Raw genomic sequence first — 26,191 nt, 5'->3', positions numbered from 1 at the left:
AGCACTCGGCGGATGGCGAAGTCCGCGCCGCCGCAACATGCACAGACCGCAGCCACTCCCGGCAAGGGCTCAACCGGCGGGGGTGCGCCGGAAGACAAGAGCGAGTACGGCATTCCGTTGCAACAAGTAATCAAAACAGCCAACTTATTGCTATGAGATTCTCGGAACTTCTGGCGGCCGTGGAGGATGAACCCGTCTTCGAGACGGGGCTACTGAGGGCGGGGAGGGCGCACGACTCCGCCCTGCCCGGACAGCTCGGGCGCTGGCGGCGAGCCGGACGCATCCATCAGCTCAGGCGCGGGCTGTATGCCGTCGCCCCACCCTATCGGCAGACCGTCCCCCACCCCTTTCTGGTCGCGAATCGCCTCGTGCCGGGATCCTATGTGAGCGGTCTGTCGGCGCTCGCCTTCGCGGGCATGATTCCGGAGTTCGTGGCCGAGGTCACGAGCTGTGGCCCGGGGCGGCCCCACATCCGGCCGACGCCGCTCGGCCGTTTCTCCTTCCGTCATGTGAAGCCGGCGCTGCGGAGGGGATACCGCCTCGTCGAGGTGGGCGGCGGGCAGACCGCGTTCGTCGCGACGCCGGTCAAGGCGTTTCTGGATCTCGTCCATCTGCAGCCGGGGGGCGATGACCCGGCATGGATCGACGGGCTGAGGCTCGACGTGCACGCGCTCGCCGAAGTCGGGCCGGAAGAGGCGGCCGCGGCCACGGGGAGCCCGAAGCTGGTACGCGCGGCCCGCTACGTCCGCTCGCTGGCCGACGACCCGGCGTTGACGTGGGAGGAAGTGTGAGGGACCACCTGCGAAGCCTGGTCCGCGACGTGGACCCTCTGCGCGGACGAAACATCCTGCGCGAATATCTCCAGGCCCGGGTGCTGGAGGGCCTGCAGCGCGCCGGGAGCTTCGCCGTACTCGCGTTCCAGGGTGGGACCGCATTGCGCTTCCTGTATGGGCTGCCGCGCTACTCCGAAGACCTCGACTTCGCGCTCGAGGGCGACCGCGACCGCTACGATCTCCACCGCTGGCTGGACTCGGTCAGCCGCCAGTTCCGCCGCGAGGCGTACGAAGTGCGGGCTTCGATCCGCGACCGCGGGGCGGTACACGGCGCCTGGCTGCGCTTCCCTGGCATCCTCCACGAGAATGGGCTCTCGGCACACGCGGACGAGGTCGTTGGCATCAGGATCGACGTCGACTCGAACCCTCCGTCCGGGGCCGTGACCGCGACACGCCTGGTGCGCCGGCATGTGACGTTGCGGCTATGGCACCACGACCGCGCCTCTCTCCTCGCGGGCAAGCTCCACGCGATCCTGCGGCGCCCCTTCTTCAAGGGCCGGGACATCTACGACCTCGCCTGGTACCTCGGCGACCGGAGTTGGCCCGCACCCAACCTGGCGCTCCTCAATGCGGCTCTCCGTCAAGGTGACTCGGACGCGACCCGGCTCACACCCGCCACCTGGAGAGAGACCGTCGCCTGCCGCCTTCAAGCGATGCCGCGGGACGAACTGGCGGCCGACGTTCGACCCTTCCTCGAGAGCGGAAGCGAACTGCCCGGCCGCGCCGAGATCCTCGGACTGCTGGACGCCGATGCTGGGTGATGGACCCCTCGTTGTTGCGAAGACTCTCGGTGCGAGGCTGCTGGATGAACCCGACGGACTTCGTTATCGACGGGCCATTGTGGAGGCTCGCTCGCGCCGGATCTCGGCTGCGACACTCCTGGAGACCGCGATCGTCGCCGAGAGCAAGGGCGGGATCCGCGCAGGGCATGAACTCGACCGTTTCATCGAACTGACGCAGATCGAAGTCGTTCCCGTCACCCTGGAGCAGGCGGCGGTCGCTCGGGACGCGTGGCGGTGCTACGGCAAGGGAAGCCACGCTGCGGGGCTCAACCTCGGGGACTGCTTCGCGTATGCGCTGGCGAGAACGGCCGGCGAGCCACTGCTGTTCAAGGGCAGGGACTTCGCGCTCACCGACATCGAAGTCGCCTGAAGACGGATCCCGTGCCATGGACGGTCTTGACCGCCGATCTGGCTAGAGCGATAATCTAGCTAGATGAGTTGGATATGGAGGATCTGATGACCGAGTGGCCACTCTACGATGCAAAGAACCGGTTCAGCGCAGTCGTCGACGCAGCTGTGGCGGGCGAGCCTCAGCGCGTTACCCGCCGGGGCAAGCCGGCCGTGGTCGTGATCGCGGTCGGGGAGTATGAACGACTTCGTCGGTTGGAAAAGGCGAAAGCCCCCAGCTTCGCGGAGCTGTTGCTCTCGATGCCCGACCAGGGTGAGGAACTGGAACGGCTCAAGGTGATCCCGCGGCCCGTGGAGTTCTGATTGTTCCTGCTCGATACGGACGTGCTGTCGGCGCACCGCAGACCGGACCGGGCGCAGCCCGTCGCGAACTGGCTGGCCCGCCAGAGGACGGCAGATCTCCACCTGAGCGTCATATCCATCGGGGAAATCGAGCGGGGGATAGCTCGGCAACGGGCTCGCGACCCGGCATTCGCCGAGGCTCTCGCCGCCTGGCTGGACCGCGTACTCCTGTTGTACGGGGAACGTCTCCTCGGTGTCGACGCGGCGACGGCTCGACGTTGGGGTCAGCTCTCGGCCGCAATCGGCCATGAAGGTTCGGATCTGTTGATCGCGGCCACCGCCCTGGAGCACGGCTTGACCGTGGTTACGCGCAACGTTCGCCACTTCGAGCCGACGGGCGTGCGCGTGCTGGACCCCTCCTCGCATGGATGAGTGTATCCGGAGGCGGCACGGCATCCCGCACTACGGTGGCTCACCGACGGGATTGCGGGACGCGGGCCAACTCGGCCGCGCGTGCCCAGATGGCGTCGAACATGGACTCGGTGAGCGTGCCCGTGAAGGTGTTCTGCTGGCTCGGGTGATACGAGCCGATCAGCACATGGCGTCCGATCTCGACCTCCACCCCGTGGCCGAAGCGGGGCGCAGGCCGGGGCACCACCTCGCCCCGCCCGCGGAGGATCCTCAGTAGCGCGGCGAAGGCGAACCCGCCGAGGGCGACGATGACGGGGGCGCCGGCGAAGATGTCCAGTTCGCGCTCGAGATAGCCGCGGCATCGTTCGCGCTCCCCGGCGGTGGGCTTGTTGGCGGGCGGGGCGCAGCGCACGGCGGCGGTCACCCAGGCGGCCCGGAGCACCAGCCCATCGTCGCGTCCGGTCGAGCCCGGCTGCGAGGCGAACCCGGCTCGGTGCAGGGCCCGGTAGAGCCAGTCGCCCGACCGGTCGCCGGTGAACATGCGCCCCGTTCGGTTGGCCCCGTGCGCGGCCGGGGCGAGCCCGACGATGAGGAGCCGCGCGGCCGGGTCGCCGAACCCCGGCACGGGACGCCCCCAGTACGTCTCGTCGCGGAAGGCGGCCCGGCGTTCGCGCGCCACCCGCTCGCGCCACTCGACGAGCCGCGGACACCTGCGGCACGCGGTGACCTCCCGTTCGAGAGCGGCGAGGGTCGGATCGGTCAAGCGAGCCCGCGCCCGGGAAGGCCGTACTTCAGCCGGTACAGCAGCCCCTCGAGCCGCTGCGACACCCGCACCGGAGACGGGAAGCTCGCCCGGTGCAGGGTCGTGACCTTCACGGAGCGGATGCCCGCCAGGCTGGCCGACGCGATGTCCGTGAAGTACTGGTCTCCGACCATGAGCGCGGCCTCCGGGCGATCCGCGAAATCGAGCACGTCGAGCGCGGCCCGCACGAGACGGCGACTCGGCTTCCGAATCGGCCGCGCCCCCACACCGCTGCCGGGCGCGTTGGCGGGATCCGACCCGTCCCCGGCGCCCGGCCCGCGCCATTCTTCGGCGGCGCCGCGGCGGACCCGGAACGCCGCCCCCGCCCCCGTCTCGTAGCCGAGCACGATCGGCATGCCGGGGAAGATGCGCCCGAGTTCGGCGAAGCGATCCTCCTGGCAGTTGGAGACGATCGCGTGCCGCAGCCCCGGCGCGCCGAGCAGGGCCTCGAACGCCGCCGACAGCGGCGGATCGACTCGGTCGGAGTGGTGCGCCATGAGCGTTCCGTCCACGTCCCAGAGGACGGCTTCGACCCCCAGATCGCGCAGCGTCCCGGGGCTGATCTCGTTCACCGAATCGAGATGGAAGGTGGGCCGGATCTCGCGCGACAACCGAGCCAGGCGCGGAAGGAGCCGCCGCGACGTCTGAACCCAGGTCGCACTCATGCCGTGGCACTCATGCGCGGCGGTGACGCGGCCGCGCCATGCGGGGGGCTGGCCCGGCCCGGCCGCCTCAGTTCGCCTCCAGGATCCCGTCCTCCTGGCCCGTCATCTCCCAGCGGGTGAGGACGATGGGGATGACGCCCGCGTCCTGGAACGCGTCGAAGAAGCGCTTCACGCTGAAGTCCTCGCCCTCCTCGATCGCGTACTCCGCCAGCAGTTCCTCGATCTGCACCTTCCCCGTCACGTAGCTCGTGCCGTAGCCCGGCTGCCGCAGGTAGAGGCTCTGCTCGCCGCGCACGAGATCGCCGTCGGGGAGCCAGCCGCGGGGCGTCCACCGCATGGCGTGAGCGACCGCCTCCTCCATATCGAATACGTCTCCGTGCAGGTACAGGCCGCTGAGCGCCCGCGCGGCCCGCTGCGCGAGCATGATCCAGGTGAGTTCACGCGAGCGGGGCGAGCCCTCGAGCAGTCCCAGATGCATGAACATCTCCTCGACCCCCGTGGCGAGCCCCTCCGAGCGTGAGTCGAAGATGTTGTAGAGCGATGGCGTGGCCCGGATCGGGCTCGCGTGCGGATCCTCGCGCATGCGGGCGAGTTCGATCCAGTGGTGCATGTGCGGCCGGAACGAATCCGGGTCGCGGTAGTTGACCTCCGAGAAGAAGTTCCGGATCTGGCCGGCCTCGGCGGGGGTGAAGCTCCCGTTCACCGCGCGGAGGGCCGGGTCCATCCACTCCGCCGTCGTCTGCACCTCCTCCTCTTCGAGGAAGCGCATGTAGCGGTCCACGGATCCGTCCAGCCGGCGGTCGTATTCCTCTGGCGAGGCGATGCGTTCGAGTTCCGGGAGGGCGCGGTTGCGGTTCTCCTCCAGCCGCATCGAGGCGTGGGCGCGGGCGAGTTCGCGCCGCATGATCGTCACCTGCTCCTCCCACGAGTACGGGACGAGATGCACGTTCTGCATGTACCAGGTGTAGTTCTCCCTCCCGACCCCCGACGGACCCGTGCGCGAGGGCGCCTCCTCCTCCAGCCAGGCGATGAACGCCTCCGAGGCGGCGCGCGCGGCGGCGATGGCCTGGTCGAGATCGGCGCTCGTCCCCGCCACCCGGGCCGCGAAGTCGTCGAGGTCCCTCACCTGCCCCCTGAAGGCCCGCACCCCGCCCAGCCAGAGGTCGCGCGCGTTCGAGCCGGCGAGGTTCTCCCGCGCCTGCTCCAGCAGCGGCGCGATGGCGCCGATCCTCGCGGCGAGTTCCGCGGCGTCGGCCCCGGAAAGCGGATAGTCGTACGTCCAGAGGTCGATCCAGCCGTGGATCACCGGGCCTTCGTGCGCCGGGACGTCGCTCTCCGCCGCGAAGATCGTCGCGTAGAAGGCGGGGTCGCGCGCCCACGGACGCCGCACGCGGTGATCGAAGTCGAGCCCGTTCATCTCCGCGCGTACGAGGTGCCAGTCGATCTGCTCCTCGACCTCCCATTCCCCGGGAGCGAGCGCCTGCAACCGCGTCTGCCATTGCGGCAACTCCCCCTGCTGGCGCGCCATCGCCGCCGCCGAGTAGTCGGGCACGCCCTCCACGAACTCCGGCCGCTCGAACTCGCGCCACGCGTCGAACAACTCGACAAGGTCGGCGTGCGCGCCCGGGCCCTCGGCCACGATAGAATCCACCGGGTCGTTCGCGACCTGGACCAGGAGATAGCCGAGGACGAGAATCGCGACGGCCACCAGGATGAAGGATGGACGGAGTTTACTGCGAGACATGGCGCCTCCCGAATTGGGGGGGGCTCGTGCGCACACCGGCGGCGCGTCGCATAATCATACCGAGGATGTGACCACATGCCGAGGGGCGATCGCCATGAGCTTGCCTGTTTCGTCGTGCGTAGAGAACGCCGCAGTGCCTCTCCTGACATGGAAACCACTCGCTACTGTTGGCAGAACGGAGTGATCATGAAGGCTTCTTCATTCCTCGCCCCGGCGGTCCTCGCAACCCTTGCTTCGACCGGCTCGACATCGGCCCAGGAACCGCCGGACACGGTCGTCGTGGTCGAGGAGCTCGAGGTCGTGGTGGGTTCGCGGGCGGGCGTCGCGGATCCCGCAACCCTTTCCGTCCCCGTGGACATCTACAGCGCCGAGGAAATCGCGCGCCTGGGCGAGGTCGACCTTGCAGAGGTGCTGGGCAGCATCGCGCCGTCCTTCAATTCCACGCGGTTGTCCGCCGGCGATGGCGCGGCCCTCCACGTAGCCACGTTGCGCGGCATGAACGGCGACCAGGTGCTCGTCCTGGTCAACGGCAAGCGGCGGCACGGAGTCGCATTCGCGAAGCTGCTCGCGGCGGCCGGGCAGGGGACGACGGGTACGGACCTGCGTGCGATTCCGGTCCACGCCATCAAACGGATCGAAGTCCTGCGCGAGGGCGCGGCTTCGCAGTACGGCTCGGATGCCATCGCCGGCGTGATCAACATCGTGCTCAAGGACGACGCCAGCGGGGTCAGCGCGGCCACCTTGCTCGGCCGAACATCGCGTGGCGACGGAATGAGGCTGTTCACTTCGGCCAACGCCGGGGTTCCGCTCGGAGACGGCTTCTTCAACATCACGATGGAGATCGCGCGGCAGGATGTCACGAACCGGGCGGGCGCCGCACCCACCTGCTTCGGTCCGGACCCGTCCTACGGCCCCTGTGCGGATGGCGGAAAGGTCATCCAGCTGCAGCGAAACGGCGAGCCCGACTACAAGGGCGCCGCTTTCATGGCCAATGCCGCGGTCCCCGTCGGCGAATCGGCCGAGTTCTATGCCTTCGGGGGATACTCCGCGCGCGAAGCGGTCTCGGACGGCCTGTACCGCAAGGCGGACTGGGTGCCTCGCTCGGTCAGCTACGTCTACCCGGATGGCTTCTTCCCCATCGAGGAGTCGGACCTCACGGACAAGTCCGCCGTGGCGGGGCTGCGCGGCGACATGGGCGAGTGGTCGGGAGATCTCAGTCTCGGGTTCGGGCACGGCCGGTTCGCCTTCCACGCCGAGAATTCGATCAACCCGTCCTACGCGGCCGAGTTCCTGGCAAGGAACCCCGGCGCCGACGGAGCCTCCATCGCCGCCAACGCCGGACCCAGGAACACGTTCAGCGGCGGGCTCAACGTGCGCCAGTGGACGCTGAACGCCGACGCGACGCGGGAGCTCGAGGTGGGTTCGACCCCGGCGTTTCTGTCAGTTGGCGGCGCTTTCCGGAGGGACTCGTACTGGATGGAAGCCGGCAACCGGGCCTCGTGGGCGTGCGGACCGAGCGATACGCCCGGCAGCTTCCCGGCGGCCCATCACCAGAACGACGGGACGGTCTACGCAAGCTGCGGGATACAGGGCTACCCCGGCTACAGCCCGACCTCGGCTTCACTGAGCGAGCAGGACCGCAACAGCGTCGGAGCGTATGCGGACATGGAGTTGCGCTCGCCGGGCGGGCGCACCCTGGGCGGCGCCCTTCGTTACGAGCACTATACCGACGCCGGAAGTTCGCTGACCGGCAAGCTTGCCGGCCGCTTGGGGCTGGGCGAATCGGGCGCCGCTCTCCGCGCCGCCGTTTCCACAGGCTTCCGGGCCCCGCGACTACCGCAGCGGGGCTTCAATACGATCGGGTTCGTGGGCGGCAGCGAGGGTCTGGTGAGCGCCGGATTCCTGCCCGAGGGCGATCCGATCGCGTGCTCCGACTTCGGGGCCTGCTCGCTGAGCCACGAGACTTCGCTCAGCTTCACGGGCGGACTCGTCTATTCCAACGACGCCGGCCTGCTGGTGACGGCGGACTACTACCGTGTCGCCGTCAGCGACGCGATTGCCCTGACGCAGAGCCTCAATCCGAGCCACGGGCTTCGGCCCGGCGCACAGTTTCAGGGTCGGCCGGTGGATGCCGTGGCGTTCTGGACCAACGCGATCGACACGCGCACGCAGGGGTTCGACGTGGCGGCGAGCTGGCGCTTCCGCGGCATGGACTGGGGGGCCGCGGATCTGTCGGCCAGCCTGCACCGGAACAGCACCAGGATCACCGCCAACCGCAACGAAAACTTCATCGGAGACACCCAGCAGACCCTGATCGAGGACTCCCAACCCGGACGGCGGATCGGCGTCAGCGCCGACGTACGTTTCGCACAGGGGTTTGGTGCGAGGTTCGGCTTGAACCACATCGGCTCCGTCACAACCCCGTTCATCTTCGAGGAGAACGTCACGATCGACGCGGCGGCCATCGCCGACCTGGAGGTCAGGTTCCAGGTGGGCGACCGCATCCAGGTGGGCGTCGGGGCCAACAACCTGCTCGACCGTCTGCCAAACCGGCTCCCGGACGACGCCGTGGCTCAACTCTGGACGATGGAGTACCCCTCGGAGTCACCCTACGGTGTTGCGGGACGCATCTGGTACCTGCGGGTCAACGTGGTTGGGAACTAGGCCACCGACGGCGGCGGCTGACCGGAATGACCCCGGCTGGACTCGAACCAGCGGCCTCGGGATTAGGAATCCCGCGCTCTATCCACCTGAGCTACGGGGCCGTGGCGGAACCGCGTCACATGGGATAGACCACACACCGCGCCCCGCACCGGGAATCTAGCGGCCGGGCCGGAGGGCGGCCAAGCAACCCACTCCGGCTCAGTCACAGCCAGCGATTTAAAATCACCGCGCGAGGGAGAGAGATTGCGCCGACCTGCGGCTGGGAGGGCATCTTCTCGCCGCCACAGCGACGGGCCTCCGCGCCGACCGCGGTGTAACGTCAGTCTCGCCGGAACCGTGACATGCAACCTGTAGACACGCTCATCCTCGGCCCGCTGGTCGTCACCATGGATGCGGGGGAACGCGTCCTCGACCCCGGCGCCGTGGCGATACGGGACGGCGAGATCGTCGCCGTGGGGACACGCGCCGAACTCGAGGGCTGCGACGCCGCCGAAACCGTTGACGCGACCGGGCAACTCCTCATGCCCGGCCTCGTGAACGCACACACACACCTGGGCGACTCCCTCTTTCGCGGCCTGGTCGAGGAGCTGCCGCTGGAAGCCTGGCTCGAGCGCCTGTGGATCTCGGAACGGGAGTTCGTGAGCCGGGAGAGCGTCGAGCTTGGGGCGCGGTTGTCGCTGGCCGAGATGATCCGCAGCGGGACGACCTGCGCGCTCGACATGTTCTGGTATCCCGAGTCGGCCGCCGATGCCGCGATCGGTGCGGGCTTCCGGCTCGTGACCGGTCCGATCTTCTTCGATTTCGAGGGACCCGACGGTGTCTCCGTCGAGAGCCGGGTGGCCATCGGGGAGCGCTGGCTGGAACGCTACGCGAACGAACCGCTGATCACGCCGTGCGTGCAACCGCACAACCAGCTCACCGTATCGCCGGAGGGTCTCAGGGCGGCGCGCGACCTCGCGGACCGTTCCGGGGCGCTGTTCCACACCCACTGCTCGGAGACGGCGACCGAGGCGCGGCAGACGATCGAGCGCTACGGACGCACGCCGGCGGCGCACCTCGACGAACTCGGGATCCTCGACGGACCGACCGTGCTCGCGCATTGCGTCCACCTGACGGACGATGACTTCGCCCGCCTCCGGCGGAAGGGGACGGCGATCCTTCACAACCCGCTCTCCAACCTCAAGCTCGGGTCCGGCATCGCGCCGGTCGCGCGCATGCTGGACGAGGGCATCCCGGTGCTCATCGGGACGGACGGCCCGGTGAGTTCCAACGACCTCGATATGTGGACCGCGATGCGCTTCGCCGGACTCCTTCAGCGCGGCGTCCATCAGAACCCGGTGCTTACGCCCGCGCAGCAAATCGTGCGCATGGCGACGACGGTCGGCGCCGAGGGGCTGGGCCTGGGAGACCGGGTGGGTCGGCTGGCGGAGGGGTTCCGGGCAGACCTCATGCTCGTAGACCTCGCACGCCCGCACCTGACGCCGATGTTCGACATCTACGCGCATCTCGTTTACGCGGTGGGCCGGGATGATGTCCGTTCGGTCATGATCGACGGCCGCTGGGTCATGCGCGACCGGACGCTGGAGACGATCGATGAGGCAACGGTCCTCAACGAGATGAGAGAGGCTGGCCTCCCGGATCGAGCAGCACGCCGCAAGGCTCGAACCGGCCTGAGTCGGGCTCAGAGAGAAAAGACGAGCCCCGCCACAATCGAGAAGACACGGGTCTTCGTGTCCTCCAGATCAATGTCCGTCAGACCCAGGTCGTACAAGGCCTCGAGCGCCACTCCCATGCTGTTCGAAACACCGACTTCCAAGCCCACGCCTCCAGAGATTCCGAAATCGGTGGTCGACAAATCGCCTTCGAAATCGGCCTCGCAGTCGGCGCTGAAGCTCACTCCCTGCTCTGCGATCGACGTGGAGCAGCCCGTCCTGAATCCCGCGAACGGCCCGGCCAGGAGGTATACGGCCACATTGCTGCTCTCCATGGGTAACGCGGCCCGCGCCAGAGCCGAGAGACGGAAGTAGTCGAGGTTGATCCCGGCCCGGACGCTCGAGCCGTCCTCCCCGAAGTTCGGCAGGGCGAAGCCGCCGCCGGCCTGGACGTAGCTCCCCGCGAATCGGAGGCCCAGGCTGCCCGAGACCGGGACGGTCGCGGACACGCCGACGCGGACCCCGGACCGAGATTCCTGTTCTACGAGCGCGTCCAGATCGGAGAACGTCGCGCGGGTCAGGCCCCCATGCAGGCCGACCGTGGTCTGTCCGGCGAGGACCGGAACAGGTGAAGCGCAGGCGGCCACGAGAAGCACTCTCAGCAGACGGCGGGGGAGCTTCACGGCATCCTCCGAGGTGGACGAGCGGGGGGTGATCCACGAATCGTGCCCGAAGCTACCTTCGTGTCGCGGGGGCGGCAAAGCGACCACGCTATGTGGAGGGTGTCGCGCGGTCGGGTGGAATCCGCAAATCAGGGGTGCCGTCGTTTCGTTGATTCGATGGCGGGGAGGATGCGGCCCTGCAGCGCCGTCCAACTGGTCCCGATCACGCGCTCGTTGCGGATAAGGAGGAAGTGGTCGATGAGGCCGTACCGACCGGCATCGATGTCCGCGATCAGCGAGTCGATCGCGGCTGGATCGATGCCCTCGGACTCGGCCGTGGACACGGGTCACGTCTCTCCGGGCCAGCCGGGATCCTCGGTTCCCGCGTCCGGGGCGCAGCCCGCGAGAGCGAGCGCACCCGTGAAGAGAAGGGTCTTCGTTCCCCGCAATTTCATGATGCCTCGATCTCACGGATGCGCAGATTGTCATTCTGATTGACAATCTGCACCCGCCCCGCCCCTGTCAGCGGAGCGCGGCGGCGACGTTGCCGCCGTCTACGGTGAGGACGGCGCCGGTCGTGGCTCGCGCGAGTGCCAGGGAGACGAACGCCTGGGCGACATCGTCGGCCCTGACCTCGCGACCGAGCAGGTTGCCGCGCATGTAGGCGTCCTCGCTCACGCCGCGCGCCTCGGAGCGGGACGCGATCATCTCGTCGGTGAGGACGCCGCTCCGGATGCGGTCGGCGTTCACGCCGTTCGACCGGATCCCCTCCCAGCCGTGTTCGATGGCGTACTGGCGCACGAGTCCGAGGGTCGCCGCCTTCGGCAATCCGTACGGGCCGAAGTCGGGGCCGGGGTTGACGGCCTGCTTCGACACGTTGAAGAGCAGGCAGCCGCCTGTCCCCTGTGCGCGCATGATGCCGACGGCGGCGCGGGTCACGCGCTGGTGGGCGAAGAAGTTCAACTCGAAGCTCTCTCGCAGCACCTCGTCCGACACGTCGGCCATGGGACCGCGCCATGCCGCCCCGGCGTTCGAGACGAGGATGTCGACGCCGCCGAAACGGGCGGCGACGGTGGCGAAGGCGCGGTCGACGGATGCGTCGTCCGTCACGTCGCATGGGACGACGAGCCCCGCTCCGGCTGCGGCGGCGTCGTCGAGCGCGGGGCCGGGGAGGTCGAACAGGGCGACTTCGGCGCCGGCGGCCCGGAAGGCGGCGGCCGCGGCCCGGCCGATCGCGCCTGCGCCGCCCGTCACGACGACGACGTGCCGGGCCAGCGCCTTCTCCTTCGCGCCGGCCAGTTTCGCCTGTTCGAGCGACCAGTACTCGATGTCGAACAGCTCCGCCTCGGCGATGCTCTCGAAGCGGTCCATGCACTCGGCGTCCGTGATCACATCGACCGTGGTTTCGGCCAGGTCGGCGGCGGCCGACGCGGCCCGGGCGTCCCGGCCGCTCGCGAACAGCCCCACTCCGGGCACCAGGACTACGCGCGGACTCGGGTCGAGCATGCGTTTCGTCCCGCCGTAGCGCGGATTGTGCCGCTCGAAACAGGCCGCGTAGGCCTCCCGGTAGGCGTCGACCGCGGCCCGGGCCTGCTCCGTCCAGGCGGCGAGGTCGCCGGCGGGCGGCGCCGGCAGCACTACGGGCAACGGCTTGGTGCGTATCGCGTGATCCGGCGTCACCGTGCCGACCTGGCTGTAGCGCGACAGTTCGTCGCCGCCGACGTAGGCGAGGATGGCCGGGCCGGCCCGATGTTCGAGGATGAAGCGTTCGCACTCCGTCCCGCCATCCTCCCGCTGGTTCGCCAGCATGCCACGGATGGCGGGCGCGATCTCGCTCTCGGAAGCAGCCGCGCCGGGTGTTGCCGTAGTGGCGAATACGGTCCTCCGCCCGCGCTCGATGCGCGCTTCGGCGAGGCTGACGAACTCGATCATGAGTTCATACGCCTCCCGCGCCGTGTCCCCGAAGGTGAACAGACCGTGCTTGATGAGGACGAACCCCTCCGCCTCCGGATGGGCGTCCGCCGCCGCCTTCGCGGCCTTCGCGAGGTCGAAGCCGGGCATGATGTAGGGGACGATCGCGGCGCGGTCGCCGTAGACCTCGCGGCAGATCTCCTCCCCGCCGGGCTGGTCCGTGAGCACGAGGGCCGCATTGGCGTGCGTGTGGTCTATGAACATGCGGGGCACCCACGCATGCAGGAGCGTCTCGACCGAGGGGTTCGGTGCCTTCGAATCGAGCAGATTGCGGCGCTGCAGGTTGACCATGTCCTCGTCGGACAGGGCGTCGATCTCGGCCAGCCCCAGGAGTGGATCGAGTTGCACCGCGGGGAGTCCGGGCGGCTCGATCGTCCCCATGTCCCACCCGCTGCCCTTCACGTACAGCACGTCAAGCTCGGCGCCCGTCACGTCCCGCGCCCTCGACTTGACCGACGTGTTCCCGCCCCCGTGCAATACGAGCCGCGGCTCGCAGCCCAGCAGCCGCGTCGTGTAGACCCGTAGCGCGAGCGCTTCCCCGACTCCGTCGACCGCATAACGCTCGACGAGCTCGGCGGCCTCCTGATCGTTCCACGCGCTCTTCATCTCATCTCCCCGTCGCCAAGGGTGTGTCCCGCCAGCGGATGGGGTCGTCCCGCCATCGCAAGCGTTGCCCCGCCACCGGCAGAGACGGTACGGACCTCCCCGGAACTCGTCCAGCAGCGTAGGATTGTGCGGTCCCGGCGCCGGGCCGGGTGGCTCGCCGGAGATCCGATGACCTGGCCCCGAGCGCCCGTGGCGAAACCCTGCGTCAGCGCCGAGAGTGGTGAGGCGCTGCCGAGGACCCCTCCGGGGAGAGGAGCGATCAGGGAGAATACAGCGCTATTCTGCGTGAATCCTGCAAGTCTCTGTTATACCCCCCTCACCGGCGCGCCTCTGCCGGATCCGGGATCCCTCGGCTGAAGAGCACCTGGAACTCCCGGCGCGCTGCCGCCGCGGCATCAGGAGGCGGAGCCGGCTGCGCCGGAGGACCATCGAGAATGCCGCGGATCTGGCGTGTCGCCGGGTCGCGCAGGATGGTCATGGGCAGGTCGGTGCCGCGGTCGAGGCTGGTGGAGCCTCCCGGGCCTTGCAGCGTGATCCGCGCCAGCTCTTCGGTCCACGTCACCGGCACGGCGAACGAGAACCCGGCACGTTCGTCGTCGGTGTCGGTGAACTCCGCCATGGCGAATGACAACGAGAAGAGCACCGTGCCTCCGGAATCCTCCCCGGTGAGCGACCATGGGCCATCGGCCTCCGGCAGCGCCGGCGGGGCGTCGATGAAGAAGGAAGGCCTGAGGCGCGGCGCACCCACCCCATCCGAACCGCCCCAGAGCAGCAACGTGCGACCGGACGTGGCCGCGGCGACATCCGCGGCAGCGATCAGGATCGAGCCGCTCTCCGTCTCGATTCGGTAGCGGAGGGCGTTGGTGAACTGGTAATCGCTGGTCCATGTGGGGTCGCAGTAGGACATGAAGTCCGCCCGGCCCGGCGGAACCAGCTCCCCGGTGTCGAAGTCGTAGCCCCACGCGCCGATGTTTCCCTCGCCATAGGGATAGTACCGGTCCGTACCGCCGGGGAAGCCGCAGGGCGCGTGGTACAGGCTGCGGTTGTGGCCGAACTCATGGGCAATGACCTCGGAGTTGAGGATCGAGAAGCTGGACCAACTGCCGGAGCCGTTCGCGGCGCCATTGAGCCCCCTTGGTGTCGTTGGGGGCGCCATGACCGCCAGGTAGTGGCCGCGCCCGCCCTCGGCGACCCGGATCATCTCGACCTCATCGAGGAGTTCGAATCCGTCGTTCGTCGACGTCAAGACCGATCCGTGCGCCGTCGCGTCGATCTCGGAAACCGGCAGCAGCAGGTGCGTGCGCTCGAACAGTTCGTGGCCCTCCGGGTCGTCGGCCATGGCAGCGACGGTCTCGAGGATCGAGGCATCCGGGCTCTGTTGCCAGAGGAAGGGCACGAGCGTCACCTCGAAGACCGGCATCGCGCGCACGTCCACCGCCATCCGGCCTGCGGCGGGGATGCGCCGCGCCACGCCCAGCGCCGGATCGAGCGTCCCAGCGGGGTCCGGTTCGATCACGACCTCAAGGTCGGGCTGGATCACCCAGCCGGGGATCTCCGCGTTTGCCGAGTTCGACAAGGAGCCCTCGTCGATCACCGCCGGGATGGGATCGGACGCGCCGGGAATCTCCACCTGGTGGGTTACGGTCCCGTCCCGGTGGAAGGTGGCCCTGACAGGGGGCATGCCGACGGCGGCTCCTTGCGCCGCCGTCACGAACACGCGCAGCAGGGCCGGCTCGCCTGCGACCAGGGGCACCGGAAAACCGCGGGACTGGACGGCCTGTGTGAGATAGGCGGCCGCGCCGCCGCCGCCGCAGCGCGCCACCCGCTGCCGGGTTACGCCGTCGAGCCAATCGAGGAGCTCCAGATCCGCCGGGGCGCAGAGATTCGTGCCGGTCGTGTGCAGGTCCTCGAGTCCCTCCAGCGCCGTCAGGCCGAAGGGCAGTGCCCCCTCCAGCCCGACGTTGTCGGCAAGGCTCAAGCTCGTGAGGCCCGTGAGACCGAGCAGCCCCGCCGGCAACGCGCCGCTCAACTCATTGGACGAGAGATCCAGAGTGTCCAGGCTTGCAAAGCTGCCGGCCCGCGACGGTAAGGCCGGCGACGAGGGATGGTCCGATTCGCTCAGTCTCCCGGATAGGGACGGCAACTCGATGGCGTGGGAGGCAAGCCGCGTCTCGCTAGCGCCCCGGCCGAGTCCGGGCGGAATGTCCGTCAGCCGATTCCCGTCGAGTTCCAGCACCCTGAGGTTGCCCAGTTCGCCCGACTCCCACGGAAAGGTCGCGAGCTCGTTGGAAGAGAGATCCAGGATCATCAAGCTTGCAAAGCCGCCAGGTGCAAGCGGAAAGGAGGTCAGCCGGTTCCCCTCCAGGGCCACCTCCCACAAGCTGTTCAATGCGCTCAGTTGCTCCGGGAGGGACGTGAGCTCGTTCGATTCCAGCCAAAGGAACCGAAGACGCTGCAAGCGACCCAGTTCCGGTGGAAGAGATGCGAGCCGGTTCTCACCGAGATCCAGCGCCCTGAGGTTGCCCAATTCGCCCAATTCCAGGGGGACGTACGTCAACTCGTTGGCCCAGAGCCTCAGCTCTTCCAGGTTGGCGAGACCTCCGAGCGCCCGCGGGACGGAAGCCAGCCGGTTGATGGAGAGATTCAGGAGCTTCAAACGCTCCAACCGGCCCAGTGTCGCGGGGATCCACGTCAACTGGTTCCCTTCAAGCGACAGGACCTCAAGCTTGGCCAGGCGGCCCAACTCCGGCGGGGCGGAGGTCAGCTGGTTGCCACTGAGCCGCAGTTCCTCCAAGTGCGCCAACCCGCCCAACTCCGGCGGGATCGGCCCCCTCAGTCCGTTCGACTGGAGATCCAGGGAAACGACCGTCCCGTCCGCATCCACCTCCACGCCATGCCACTCTCCGATCGTAGCGTCCATCAGCCAGTTCTCGGAATTGGTCCAGTTCGAGCCGTCGGTCGCGTGGTAGAGCGCGACGAGGATGTCCCGGTCGCTCGCCTGCGCCGCCGAGAACGCCGGGTTCGATTCCGACAGGGGTGCGATGGCCGCCGGAGGATCGACCACCGACTCGTCGCCGCAGCCGAAAACTGTTGTAATCGCCAGCAGCACGACGACGCTCGGCTGCGCGCGGAGTCTGTTTCTCATCTGGTCCAATCCTGCACGCGGTCTCCACCCGGCTCTCCAGCGGGCGGGCGGGAGGCCCGGACAGGAATGTCCGAGCGGTCGCCGTCGTCCGGCGGTCGCCGCCCGGTCGAGGACGTGACGATGGTCAGCCGGGCTCCCTCCGAACAGTTGTTGCGCGTGTTGGTTTCGTCCCGCACCGAATCGACGCACATGCCTATGTAGATCGTTCCCGCCGCGCTTCGGGCGTCGACGGATATCGTGAGCGGGAAAGTGCGCTCCTCGGAGGCGCCCAGCGGCGAAAACGAGTACGACCTTAGCTCGGTGTCGCGAGTGCTGACGATGTCATTCGGCGACCTCATGCCGCGGATTGTCGTCGCGCTCGAAGCGACCGCGCCCCGGTTGCGGACGCGGAAACGGAACGTCACCGAACTGTCCGGCGTCAGCGTGGCCGAAGCCGGCGACACGCCCGTGAAGATCAGATCCGGTCCCGGGGCCTTGACGGCTACGTCTGCGGTCAGGACTGCGTCGGCGTCATCGGGGTCGGTGGCGGTCACCGTCACCGTTGTTTCGCCGACCGCGACACCCCGGATCGTCAGCATGGCGCCCGAGACGGATGCCGTCGCGACAGAGGCGTTGACCGTTACGGCCGTGTAGTTGAGCGTGTCCCCGTCGGGGTCGGTGAAGTGGGCCGAGACATCGAGCGTGACCGAGTCCCTGGCGTGGACGGTCTGATCCGGAATCGCGCCCACCGGCTCCGGCGCCCGATTGGGGACGCTGGCCTCGAAGCTCTGCGCGGCGCTGAGGCCTCCGGGATCGGTGGCGGTCACGGTCACGCTTACGGTCCCCCGCGCAACCGCCGTTACCGTCACCAGGTCGCCCGATACCGTCGCGGAAGCCACGTCGGCGCCGGTGCTCGTGGCCGCGTAGGTCAGCGCGTCGCCGTCCGGGTCGATGAAATTGCCGGCCACGTTGACAGTGGCAGTCTGTCCCACGTTTATGGTTAGAGCCGGAATCGAGCCGCTCGGCAACGGTGCCCGGTTCGGAGTGGGTGCGGGCTCCGTGACACCATCGCCGCAGGCCGCTGTCCATAGCGCGGCCAGCGCCGCGACCACAACGACAGAATGAACCTTTGCCTGAAGGGGTTTTCCGGCTCGGAAGACAAGCGGAAGAGGAATCGTAGGATGTGACATGCAAACAGTTTAGCCCATGGCGAGAGGTGGTGGAACCTATGGAGGCGCTTCGGACGAGGTCAAGAGTGTCGATCGGCAGAACTGAGTCACACTCCGGCCAACGATGGAACGCAGCAGGGCTTTTGCCACGGGCTGCTGGAAGCGCCCTCGTCCCAGTCGTGCTCGCCGCGCCGCTCGTGGCTCTCCCCGTCGTGGCGCAGGAGCCGCCGGCCCCGGGGGAGGCGGAAGCCGGCGTGGCATCCCTGCCCCGCCCCACGCTCGTCGCGCGGACGCTGACGGCCCCGATCCGCGTGGACGGGGTCCTGGACGAGCCCGCCTGGCAGGCCGAGCCGGCCACCGGCTTCATCCAGGCGGAGCCCGACGAAGGGCTGCCCGCCACCGAGCATACCCACGTCTGGGTGGCGCACGGCGACGGCAACCTGTACGTGGCCGCCCGCCTGCACGACGCGCGGCCCGGCCGGCTCGTGGTGAACGACATCCGCAAGGACTTCGACGACCGCGTGCAGGATGCGTTCGCCGTCATCCTCGACACGTTTCACGACCGGCGGAACGGGTACGTCTTCGTGACGAACCCGGCCGGCGCCCGGACCGACCGCCAGATCGCCAACGAGGGCCGCGAGATCAACGCGAGCTGGGACGCCATCTGGCGGGTCGAGACGGCCCGCGTGGAGGACGGCTGGACCGTGGAGATGGAGATCCCCTTCCGGTCGATCCGCTCCGCCGCCACCGGCGAGGTGTGGGGGATCAACTTCAGCCGCCGCATCCGACGCAACAACGAAATCGCCTTCTGGGCGCCGGTGCCGCGGGCCTACGGCCTCACCCGGCTCTCGCTGGCAGGCACCCTGTCCGGCCTGCCGGGCACGCGCACCGCGGGCAGAGACCTTCGACTCACCCCGTACGCGCTCGCCAATACCGTCCGCGGCACCGGCGGCCCCTCGTTCGACAGCGAACTGCAGGGAGGCTTCGATCTGAAGTGGGGTCTGACACGGGGGCTCGCCCTCGACCTCACGGTTAACCCGGACTTCGCCCAGGTCGAAGCGGACGAGCAGCGCGTGAACCTCACGCAGTTCAGCCTCTTCTTCCCGGAGAAACGGCGCTTCTTCCTCGAGAATTCGGGGCTCTTCTTCGTGGGCGACCAGGCACGGAACACCCGCGGCAACCTCCTGCCCCGCGTGGACGAGGACCTCCTCCCCTTTTTCAGCCGGCGTATCGGCCTCACGGAGGATGGAAGGACCCAGCCGATCCATGGCGGCGCGCGCCTCACGGGCAACGCGGCCGGCTTTCAACTCGGCGCGATGGCCATGCGCACCGGCGATGTGGAGGGGGTGCCCGGCAGCGACTTCGGGGTCTTCCGCGCCCGCAGGAATCTGTTCCGGTCGTCCGAGATCGGCGGAATCTTCATGTTCCGGCGCGCGACCGACGGGGGCGGGGAGAACTTCAACCGCATCTACGGCGGCGACACCAACATCCGCTTCCCGCGAGAGATCGATCTCAGCGTGTACTATCTCGCCTCGGACGCGAAGGGGCCGGGGGGAGAGGAGGGGGTCACCCCATCGCCCGCCGGCGAGCGAGGCGGCCACACCGTACGCGCGTCGATCGGCCACGACGGCAACTTCCTGCACTTCAAGCTCGCCTACATGGAGATGTCGCCGGACTTCCAGAACGACCTCGGCTTCCTCCGGCGCACCGGGTTTCGGAAGTATTTCGTCGATTGGGGGATCCGGCCCCGGTACGAGTTCGCGCGCCGGCTGGGGGTGCGTGAGATCCACCCGCACCTCGAATGGCACTACTACGACGACCTCGACAACCGGATGCTCGCCAAGTGGCTGCACACCGGCGTCACATTCTTCATGAACAGCGGGGGCAACGTCCAGATCCAGGTGGACCCGCGCTTCGAGCGCATCGACCGGCCGTTCACGCTCGACCGCCGCATCGACCCCATCCCGCCGGGATCCTACAGCTGGGCTCCGTGGTCGCTGACGGGGGGGACGGACGCGAGCCGCATGTTCTCGTTCCGCTGGCGGGGCACGCTGGGCGAACTGTGGAGCGGGACGCAGAAGACGCTGTCGCTGACGATGAACTTCAAGCCGTCCCACACTTTCCGGGCCTCGGTGGCGGTGACGCGGACGGACGCGACTCTGGACCTCCCCGACGCCAGCTTCGAACGGACGCTGTGGACGGTGCGGACGAACTATTCGTTCAACCCCGACATGTTCGTCGACGCGCTGGTCCAGTACGACCCCGCATACAACGTCTTCAACTCCAACGTCCGCTTCAACCTCATCCACGCGCCGCTCAGTGACCTGTTCCTCGTCTGGAACGAGCAGCGGATCACGACCGGCGACGGCACCCCGCCGGGCCGCAGCCTGACCCTCAAACTCACCCGAATGCTCTCCTTCTGAGCCCGGACCGCCCTATCGGCCGGCGGTGGTGACGGCCTCCTTCTTGTCGGGGTGGACAGGGGAGGTCTCCCACTCGTACTCCTCGTCCAGTACCCACTGGTAGTACCAGTCCAGTTCCACGTTCGCCTTGAACAGCCGCTGCTGCAGTTCGACCCAGCCGTGGCCCTGTTCCGGCGCGACGTAGAGGTGCGTGGGCACGCCGTTGTGCTTGAGTCCCTGGTACAGTTCGACGGACTGCGGCATGGGCACGCGCTCGTCGTTCTCCCCGACCAGTACGAGTGTCGGCGTCACCACCTTGTGGAGGTCGAAGAGCGGCGAGTCGGCCATGTACTGTTCGATCGGCGCGTCCTCGGACCAGGGGGTGCCCCCGAACCACGGGGTGCGATAGATCCGGACGTCGGACTGCGCGTACATCGACATCCAGTTCACGGCGCCGGCGCCGGATGAGGCGGCTTTGAAGCGGTCCGTGTAGGTGATGATCTTGTTCGTCATGTGGCCGCCGGCGCTCCAGCCCATCTTCGCCATGCGGTCCCCGTCCACGAGTCCGCGGTCGACCAAGTGGTCCACCCCCGCCATGACGTCCTTGTGCGCCTGGTCGAAGTAGTTGCCGATCATGTTGCGCAGGAAATCGTCGCCGTACCCCGTCGACCCGCGATAGTTGGGCTTGAAGACGAACCAGCCGCGCGCCGCGAGCACGGCCTCATAGTTGCTCGAGCGCGAGAATCCGAACTTGTCCGAGGACGGCGGCCCGCCGTGCGTCTGCACGACGAGCGGGTAGCGGACGCCCTCCTGGTAGTCGATAGGATAGAAGACCAGACCCTCGACCTGGACCCCGTCCTCTCCCGGATACCGGACGGCCTCGACCCGGGGCAGGAGGAACTCCGCAGCGAGATAGTCCAGGACGCGCGTGACCTGCCGCGGCGACCCCGAGCCCGCCATCGCCCACAGATCCCCGGCGTTGGCGGGGTTGTTGATGGAGAAGAGGTGGGTGCCCGAGGCGGGGTGATAGTCCCAGGCGCCCACGGCATGATCCCCTTCGGTGACCGGCTCGGCCCGGCTCGCATCCGAGGCACCGGCGGGAACGGAATAGAGCTGCTGGCGAACCCCCGTGTTGGCGCGGAAGAAGATCGTGCGGCCGTCCCGCGACCACATGGCCGCGTTCACGTCGAAGCTGCCGCCGGGGAGCACGGAGACGGGATCCCCGCCATCCGTCGGGACGACGAACAGCCGCTGGTTGAAGTAGAAATCGCTCAGTTCGTCGTTCGTATTCGCGATGAAGAGCGCGTGTCCGTTGTCGGGTGAGAGGGACACGTTGACCTCGCCGACGTGATTGTCGGTGATCTGCCGCCCGCCCGAGCCGTCGGGGCTCATCACCCACAGCTCGGAGTTGAGCAGATCGTCGTAGAGGGCGGTGGGCGCCAGTTGTACGAGGAGCAACATCCCGTCGCGCGAGATCGAATAGCCGCGCACCATCATTCCGGGCTCCGTCACTCGCTCCGCGGGGCCACCCCCGCTCGGGACGCGCCACAGCCCCGTCGGGCGCTTGTCTTCCTCATAGCGGAAGACGTTGTCGTTCACGGCCTCGCGCGCCTTCTCCGCCTCGGACTTCTCGTCGATGGCCACGAAGTAGATCCACGCCCCGTCGGCGGACCACGTGATCGAACCCACGGGCGCCGGATGTTCGCTCACCGCCCGTGCCTCGCCGCCGCGGGTCGGCATCACGTAGACCTGGTTGCGCTCGGTGTCGTGGCGGTTCGCCACGAACGCGATGCGCGAGCCGTCCGGCGACCAGCGGGGGGTCGATTCACCGTCCTCGCCGTTCGTCATCTGCACGCTGCCGGAGCCGTCCATGGCGACCCGCCAGATATGCGAGACCGTTCCGTTGGCCTCCCAGTCGGTGTCCCTCCGCACGTACAGCACCTCCGATCCGTCCGGCGAAATGCGGGGATCGCCGAGGCCCGGGATGTCGATGAGATCGACGATCGTCATCGCGCGGCCTTGCGCGGCGAGGGGGATGGCGGTGACGAGGAGGGCGAGGATTCCGAGTCCGAGGATACGGCGAGACATGGCATACTCCTGCGGTTCGCGGTGGCTCAACGCGGTCCATCGATGTTGGTGGGCCTGTCCCCGGGGGACAAGGGTACGTCGGCTCCCGGCGCCCGCCCGGCGGGGCCCGCCGGGGTCAGGACACCGCGTCGCGGAGGGCCGCGAGGTGCTCGTCGGTGAGACCGTCCATCTCGAACGTGGAGACCCCTGACGCGCCCGCCCGCCGGGCCGTGGCGACCGCCTCCCCAAGCGCGCGAGGATCGAGGGAAGGCAGGTAGAGTCCGGCGTTCAGCGGCGTGGCGTCTCCCCGGTCCCGCAGCGCCGCGACGCCCTCGCGCACGCCGTCGCCGATCCAGGGGATGTCCTCCAGGTAGAACCCCTGGTAGAGCATCGAGAAGAAGCGGTCGAGCGGCCAGCGGTCCCAGTCCTGCCGCACGAGACGGCGCGCGATGGAGGGGGTCGGGAAGACCGCTGCCGTGATCGGCTTGCCGTTCTCGTGCGCCGCGTCCGCGAGTTCCCGGACCGCGCCGGTCACGCTGTCCCAGCGGAAGCGCCGCCAGGCCTCGTCGGCCGTCGGATCGGCGATCACCACCGGATCCCGTCCGTCCAGGGCGGCGAACTGCTCCCGGCAGACCTCGCAGTAGCAGAAGTCGAACTCCGGGTGCTCGACATCCTGCACGAGGTCGTACCTCTCCCACAGGCCCCGGGGCAGGATGACGTCGCAGTGGCGTACGTAGTCGAGATGGACGCCGTCCACCGCGGGGTTGGCCGCGAGTTCGGCGATCCGTCCGCGCAGGTACTCGCGCACCGGCGCGCGCGAGGGACAGACCCACCTGTAGTACCCTACGTAGGGTGGGTGCTCGAGCGAACTCTCGAGATTTCGGCTCACGGTGAACCATTCCGGGTGGTCCTCCTGCACCCGGGCGTCCCCGTTGCGGTTGAGCGTCCAGAACCAGCGGTGGTACTCCAGTCCCTCGGCACGCGCGGCCCCGGAGACGAGTTCGATGTCGCCGCCGCCCACGAGGACCGCCTGGAAACCCGCCTCGCGCAGGCGGGCGAAGAGACGGCGCCACTCGGCCGCGTCGCGGTCGCGGTTCCCGTGCACCCACGACCAGAGCGTGAAGGACGACTCGGCGGGGGGCGGGGTCGCGCAGGCGGGCAGCGCCCCGAGGACGACGGCGCTCCCGGCGCTGCGGACGAAGTCCCGCCGCCTCATCGAAATGTCCCTTCCCGGGCGGGCGCCGCGCCCGGGAAGGGGTCCGCCGAATCGACGAACCGCACGACGCCCCACCTCTCCGGGATGTGCATGTCGATCTCACCCTGCGGTGACCAGACCCAGTTGTCCTCGGGATGGTCGCTCCAGTCCCGGGGTTCCCGTTCCTTGCGGTACTCCCCGTCCACGATCTCGAGGGGCCACTGCACGCGGGAGAAGTTGACGCGCCAGGTGTCTCCGGGCCGGGGAGGGCGAACCGCGGCCTCCGGCGCCGCACCGGGCGGGCGGAGCGCGGACCAGGGGATCGCGATCTCGACGGACCAGCCGGCGTCCTCGTCGGACGGGTCGTTCAGCGTACCGTCGAGGCGGACCGCGGTGCGAAGGCCCTCCATGTCCCATTCGACGTTCGCCCTCCCCTTGCGGCTGTAGGGCCTGTCGAGGAAGAGATCGAACTCCGTGCCGAGCGCGTTGATCTCGAGTTCGTAGTAGGAAAGCGCGTCGCCGTCCGGATCGAGGAAGACCTCGAAATCGTGCTCCCTGTACACGATCGCGTCGCGGTCGGCGAGCGTGGCCCACAGGTGGGGCTCCTCGAGTTCGGCCCCCACGTACAGGTGGCGCTCGTCCCATGTGACCTTGGCGCGCGTGGTCAGGGCGGGCTCGGGCCAGCCTTCGCCCCGGATGTCGACGAAGGGTTCGGTCCAGGGCGCGTTCCTCCACGCCGCGTCGTCCAGCGCCCCGTCGATCGAAGGCGGTGAAGCGGCCCGTCGAGCCTCATACGAGCGGACGGGGGCCGAGGATCGGGCGGCGGCCGAAGCAGGCGGCAGAAGGACCGCGGTCGCCATGAGCCCGAGAACGGGGATCGCCGGGAGCAGATGACGGGGTGATCCCGGCACCTGTGCTATCCCGCGGCCGACGGGAATACCCTGAAGATCCCGCTGGTGGCGGGGGTCTCCGCGACCCGTTCCCCCTGTTCGTCGAGGATCCACATGTTGACCCGGTAGTAACCCTGGAAGGCGAAGGAGTGAAGCGTCAGAGTCTCCTCGAACGACGCTCCGGACTCGAGTCTCACCATGTTCGCCCTCACGTCCGCCTCCGTGGCTCCTCTGCCGCAGCGCAACCGCGGGTTGTACTCCTCCTCGAACTCCCGCGAGAGACTCGTCACGCCTACGAGCTTGGTCGAGCAGGCGTCCTTGAAGATGGGACGCGATGAAACGTTCCGGGTGGTGATCGTGACGGGCTCCGTCCGCTGGTACTCAGCCCGGTCGACGCACACCTGGGCACCGTGTTGCGTCGCGCACAACTCGGCCGAGGGACCGGTCAACTCCTCGCCGCACGACACGACCAGAGCGGCGGCCATTATCGACCCGAGAAAACCTCGTGACATGTTGCGTCTCCGGGCGCTCTTCCAGGTTTAGCTGCTGGCGGAGGGAAAGACCGTGAAGACGCCGCTCGTCGCCGGCGTGTCGGCGGCCAGCGTCCCATCCTCGGCCAGGATCCACACATGCACGCGATAGTAGCCCTGACGGACCGAACCCGCGATCCTCAGCGTCTCCTCGAACGATGCCCCGGGCGCGAGTCTCACCATGCGCTGCACGATTTCCGCCCGCGTGACCTCCACGCCGCAGCGCAACCGTGGGGCGTAGAAGGGCCTGAAATCCTCCTCATCGTCCGGTACGCGCACCCTGGTTGTCGCGCACGCGTCCTTGAAGATCGTGCTGCCGGAGACGTTTCGCGTGGTAATGACGATGGACTGGTTGAGCCCGTACTCGGGCCGGTCCACGCAAACTTCAGCGCCGTGCCGGGTCGCGCACAGGCTTCCGCCGGGTCCGGTCGGGTCGCCGCTACACGACAGGGCCAGAGCGGCGGCCATTATCGAACCGAGACAACCTCGTGACATCTTGCGTCTCCTGGCGCTCTTACCAGATCCACACGTGCACGCTAGATCCACACGTGCACGCGATAGTAGCCCAGACGGACCGAACCCGCGATCGTCATCGTCTCCTCGCTCGAAGACACGCGTCCCCCGCTGATCCCGCCCCGTCCTGGAAGATCGTGCCGCCGGCGAATACAGCCGCGACGAGGCCGGCAGGACGGTCGCCGGTTTTCTCACGGTTCAATTTCTGCCGGAGGGGAGAATCGTAAAGAAGCCGCTGGTGGCCGGCGAATCGGCAGCCAGAGTCCCGTCCGCAGCCAGGATCCACACGTACACGCGATAGAAGTCCTGGACGGCGAAACCGATCTGCAGGGTCTCCTGGGTCGACGCTCCGGGTTCGAGCCTCACCATTCTCTCGACGATCGTCGCCAGCGTGACACCGGGACCGCAGTTCAAGTGTGGCGCGTAGATCGGCCTGACGTCCTCGGAGTCCATCTCGGCTACCCTGCTGGTCCCGCAGGCGTCCTTGAAGATCGCGCGGTCGGAGACGTTCCGCGTGGTGATGGCTATGACGTCGTGGAGGCCGTACTCCGCCCGATCCACGCACACCTCAGCGCCGTGCCGGGTGTCGCACAGGCTACCCCGAGGCCCGGTCGCGCCGGAGTCGCACGAGAGGGCGAGAGCGGTCACTCCCATGGAGATCGCCAGATTTCGCAACATCATAGGGCCCGGCCTCGGGCGAGATTCTGAACCTCGGGGAGGACAGGGCGGGCTGACAGGTTGCCCGCCGGAGCGTCCCATCGGACTGTAGGCGTCGGGGGAGAATAAGTTCCCGGGGGTGGCGCGACAGCCTCACATCGG

At 68.4% G+C, this 26,191-nt stretch carries 22 protein-coding genes, 1 tRNA gene and 1 pseudogene; 9 read left to right on the top strand and 15 right to left on the bottom strand.

Annotated features, from left to right (window positions below; all coding sequences use genetic code 11):
* Positions 1-12: 12 nt before the first annotated feature.
* The 6 genes from ACOQPP_RS17250 to ACOQPP_RS17225 all read left to right on the top strand — a co-directional run bounded on the left by ACOQPP_RS17250 (position 13) and on the right by ACOQPP_RS17225 (position 2,737).
* Entirely contained in the window at positions 13-156 is a 144-nt protein-coding gene (locus tag ACOQPP_RS17250) for a hypothetical protein (RefSeq protein ID WP_420637069.1), read from the top strand.
* A complete protein-coding gene (locus ACOQPP_RS17245) occupies positions 153-791 on the top strand; it encodes a type IV toxin-antitoxin system AbiEi family antitoxin domain-containing protein (protein ID WP_419167543.1) in 639 nt (212 codons plus the stop codon). The genes ACOQPP_RS17250 and ACOQPP_RS17245 overlap by 4 nt, the downstream gene beginning before the upstream one ends.
* Positions 788-1,594 (top strand): nucleotidyl transferase AbiEii/AbiGii toxin family protein, encoded by an 807-nt coding sequence (locus ACOQPP_RS17240; RefSeq protein ID WP_419167544.1) that lies wholly within the window; start codon positions 788-790, stop codon positions 1,592-1,594. Before ACOQPP_RS17245 ends, ACOQPP_RS17240 begins: the two co-directional genes overlap by 4 nt.
* Positions 1,584-1,985, top strand: coding sequence for a type II toxin-antitoxin system VapC family toxin (locus ACOQPP_RS17235; RefSeq protein WP_419167545.1), 402 nt, complete (start codon positions 1,584-1,586; stop codon positions 1,983-1,985). Before ACOQPP_RS17240 ends, ACOQPP_RS17235 begins: the two co-directional genes overlap by 11 nt.
* A gap of 86 nt (positions 1,986-2,071) precedes the next feature.
* Positions 2,072-2,326, top strand: coding sequence for a type II toxin-antitoxin system Phd/YefM family antitoxin (locus ACOQPP_RS17230; RefSeq protein WP_419167546.1), 255 nt, complete (start codon positions 2,072-2,074; stop codon positions 2,324-2,326).
* Positions 2,327-2,737: a type II toxin-antitoxin system VapC family toxin gene (locus tag ACOQPP_RS17225; RefSeq protein ID WP_419167547.1), complete on the top strand. Its 411-nt coding sequence runs from the start codon at positions 2,327-2,329 to the stop codon at positions 2,735-2,737. It abuts the gene before it with no gap.
* Positions 2,738-2,777: 40 nt separating this feature from the next.
* On the opposite strand, the gene ACOQPP_RS17220 is transcribed toward ACOQPP_RS17225, so the two are convergent.
* From ACOQPP_RS17220 to ACOQPP_RS17210, 3 genes are all read right to left on the bottom strand, one after another.
* Positions 2,778-3,479, bottom strand: coding sequence for a uracil-DNA glycosylase (locus tag ACOQPP_RS17220; protein WP_419167548.1), 702 nt, complete (start codon positions 3,477-3,479; stop codon positions 2,778-2,780).
* The gene (locus tag ACOQPP_RS17215; protein WP_419167549.1) at positions 3,476-4,183 is read right to left on the bottom strand and encodes an HAD hydrolase-like protein; all 708 of its coding nucleotides are present in this window, start codon (positions 4,181-4,183) and stop codon (positions 3,476-3,478) included. Before ACOQPP_RS17215 ends, ACOQPP_RS17220 begins: the two co-directional genes overlap by 4 nt.
* 67 nt (positions 4,184-4,250) lie before the next feature.
* A complete protein-coding gene (locus ACOQPP_RS17210) occupies positions 4,251-5,927 on the bottom strand; it encodes a DUF885 family protein (protein ID WP_420637068.1) in 1,677 nt (558 codons plus the stop codon).
* A 186-nt stretch (positions 5,928-6,113) separates the two neighbouring features.
* Between ACOQPP_RS17210 and ACOQPP_RS17205 the strand changes: the two genes are divergently transcribed.
* Entirely contained in the window at positions 6,114-8,591 is a 2,478-nt protein-coding gene (locus ACOQPP_RS17205; protein WP_419167551.1) for a TonB-dependent receptor plug domain-containing protein, read from the top strand.
* 27 nt (positions 8,592-8,618) lie between these two features.
* Here ACOQPP_RS17205 and ACOQPP_RS17200 read toward each other — a convergent pair.
* A tRNA-Arg gene (locus ACOQPP_RS17200) sits at positions 8,619-8,692 on the bottom strand.
* A 240-nt stretch (positions 8,693-8,932) separates the two neighbouring features.
* On the opposite strand from ACOQPP_RS17200, the pseudogene ACOQPP_RS17195 reads away from it, so the two are divergent.
* Positions 8,933-10,144 (top strand): annotated as a pseudogene (locus tag ACOQPP_RS17195) (amidohydrolase); the annotation flags it as partial.
* 128 nt (positions 10,145-10,272) lie between these two features.
* On the opposite strand, the gene ACOQPP_RS17190 reads toward ACOQPP_RS17195, so the two are convergent.
* From ACOQPP_RS17190 to ACOQPP_RS17170, 5 genes are all read right to left on the bottom strand, one after another.
* Positions 10,273-10,890: a porin family protein gene (locus ACOQPP_RS17190; protein ID WP_420637388.1), complete on the bottom strand. Its 618-nt coding sequence runs from the start codon at positions 10,888-10,890 to the stop codon at positions 10,273-10,275.
* Between the two features lie 164 nt (positions 10,891-11,054).
* Positions 11,055-11,249 (bottom strand): hypothetical protein, encoded by a 195-nt coding sequence (locus ACOQPP_RS17185; RefSeq protein ID WP_420637067.1) that lies wholly within the window; start codon positions 11,247-11,249, stop codon positions 11,055-11,057.
* A 178-nt stretch (positions 11,250-11,427) separates the two neighbouring features.
* Positions 11,428-13,482 (bottom strand): bifunctional aldolase/short-chain dehydrogenase, encoded by a 2,055-nt coding sequence (locus ACOQPP_RS17180; RefSeq protein WP_420637066.1) that lies wholly within the window; start codon positions 13,480-13,482, stop codon positions 11,428-11,430.
* Positions 13,483-13,798: 316 nt separating this feature from the next.
* Positions 13,799-16,627, bottom strand: a complete 2,829-nt coding sequence (locus ACOQPP_RS17175) for a leucine-rich repeat domain-containing protein (RefSeq protein WP_419167556.1) — start codon at positions 16,625-16,627, stop codon at positions 13,799-13,801.
* Entirely contained in the window at positions 16,624-17,796 is a 1,173-nt protein-coding gene (locus tag ACOQPP_RS17170) for an Ig-like domain-containing protein (RefSeq protein ID WP_420637065.1), read from the bottom strand. The genes ACOQPP_RS17175 and ACOQPP_RS17170 overlap by 4 nt, the downstream gene beginning before the upstream one ends.
* Positions 17,797-17,972: 176 nt before the next feature.
* Between ACOQPP_RS17170 and ACOQPP_RS17165 the strand changes: the two genes are divergently transcribed.
* On the top strand, positions 17,973-20,198 hold the full coding sequence (locus tag ACOQPP_RS17165) for a DUF5916 domain-containing protein (RefSeq protein ID WP_420637064.1): 2,226 nt from the start codon (positions 17,973-17,975) through the stop codon (positions 20,196-20,198).
* A gap of 12 nt (positions 20,199-20,210) precedes the next feature.
* Here the strand turns inward: ACOQPP_RS17165 and ACOQPP_RS17160 are convergent, their stop codons facing one another.
* The 6 genes from ACOQPP_RS17160 to ACOQPP_RS17135 form a co-directional block, all read right to left on the bottom strand.
* The gene (locus ACOQPP_RS17160; protein WP_420637063.1) at positions 20,211-22,265 is read right to left on the bottom strand and encodes a S9 family peptidase; all 2,055 of its coding nucleotides are present in this window, start codon (positions 22,263-22,265) and stop codon (positions 20,211-20,213) included.
* 115 nt (positions 22,266-22,380) lie between these two features.
* A complete protein-coding gene (locus ACOQPP_RS17155) occupies positions 22,381-23,460 on the bottom strand; it encodes a hypothetical protein (RefSeq protein WP_420637062.1) in 1,080 nt (359 codons plus the stop codon).
* Positions 23,457-24,350 (bottom strand): carbohydrate-binding family 9-like protein, encoded by an 894-nt coding sequence (locus ACOQPP_RS17150; RefSeq protein ID WP_419167561.1) that lies wholly within the window; start codon positions 24,348-24,350, stop codon positions 23,457-23,459. Before ACOQPP_RS17150 ends, ACOQPP_RS17155 begins: the two co-directional genes overlap by 4 nt.
* Before the next feature lie 5 nt (positions 24,351-24,355).
* Entirely contained in the window at positions 24,356-24,841 is a 486-nt protein-coding gene (locus ACOQPP_RS17145; protein WP_419167562.1) for a hypothetical protein, read from the bottom strand.
* 27 nt (positions 24,842-24,868) lie between these two features.
* Positions 24,869-25,354, bottom strand: coding sequence for a hypothetical protein (locus tag ACOQPP_RS17140; RefSeq protein ID WP_419167563.1), 486 nt, complete (start codon positions 25,352-25,354; stop codon positions 24,869-24,871).
* A gap of 216 nt (positions 25,355-25,570) precedes the next feature.
* On the bottom strand, positions 25,571-26,053 hold the full coding sequence (locus ACOQPP_RS17135) for a hypothetical protein (RefSeq protein ID WP_419167564.1): 483 nt from the start codon (positions 26,051-26,053) through the stop codon (positions 25,571-25,573).
* Positions 26,054-26,191: the final 138 nt, after the last annotated feature.

Source organism: Candidatus Palauibacter sp., assembly GCF_965222475.1.
Lineage (GTDB): Bacteria > Gemmatimonadota > Gemmatimonadetes > Palauibacterales > Palauibacteraceae > Palauibacter.
Note: the sequence above shows the minus strand (reverse complement) of the source record. Positions and strands in the feature narration are given on the sequence as shown.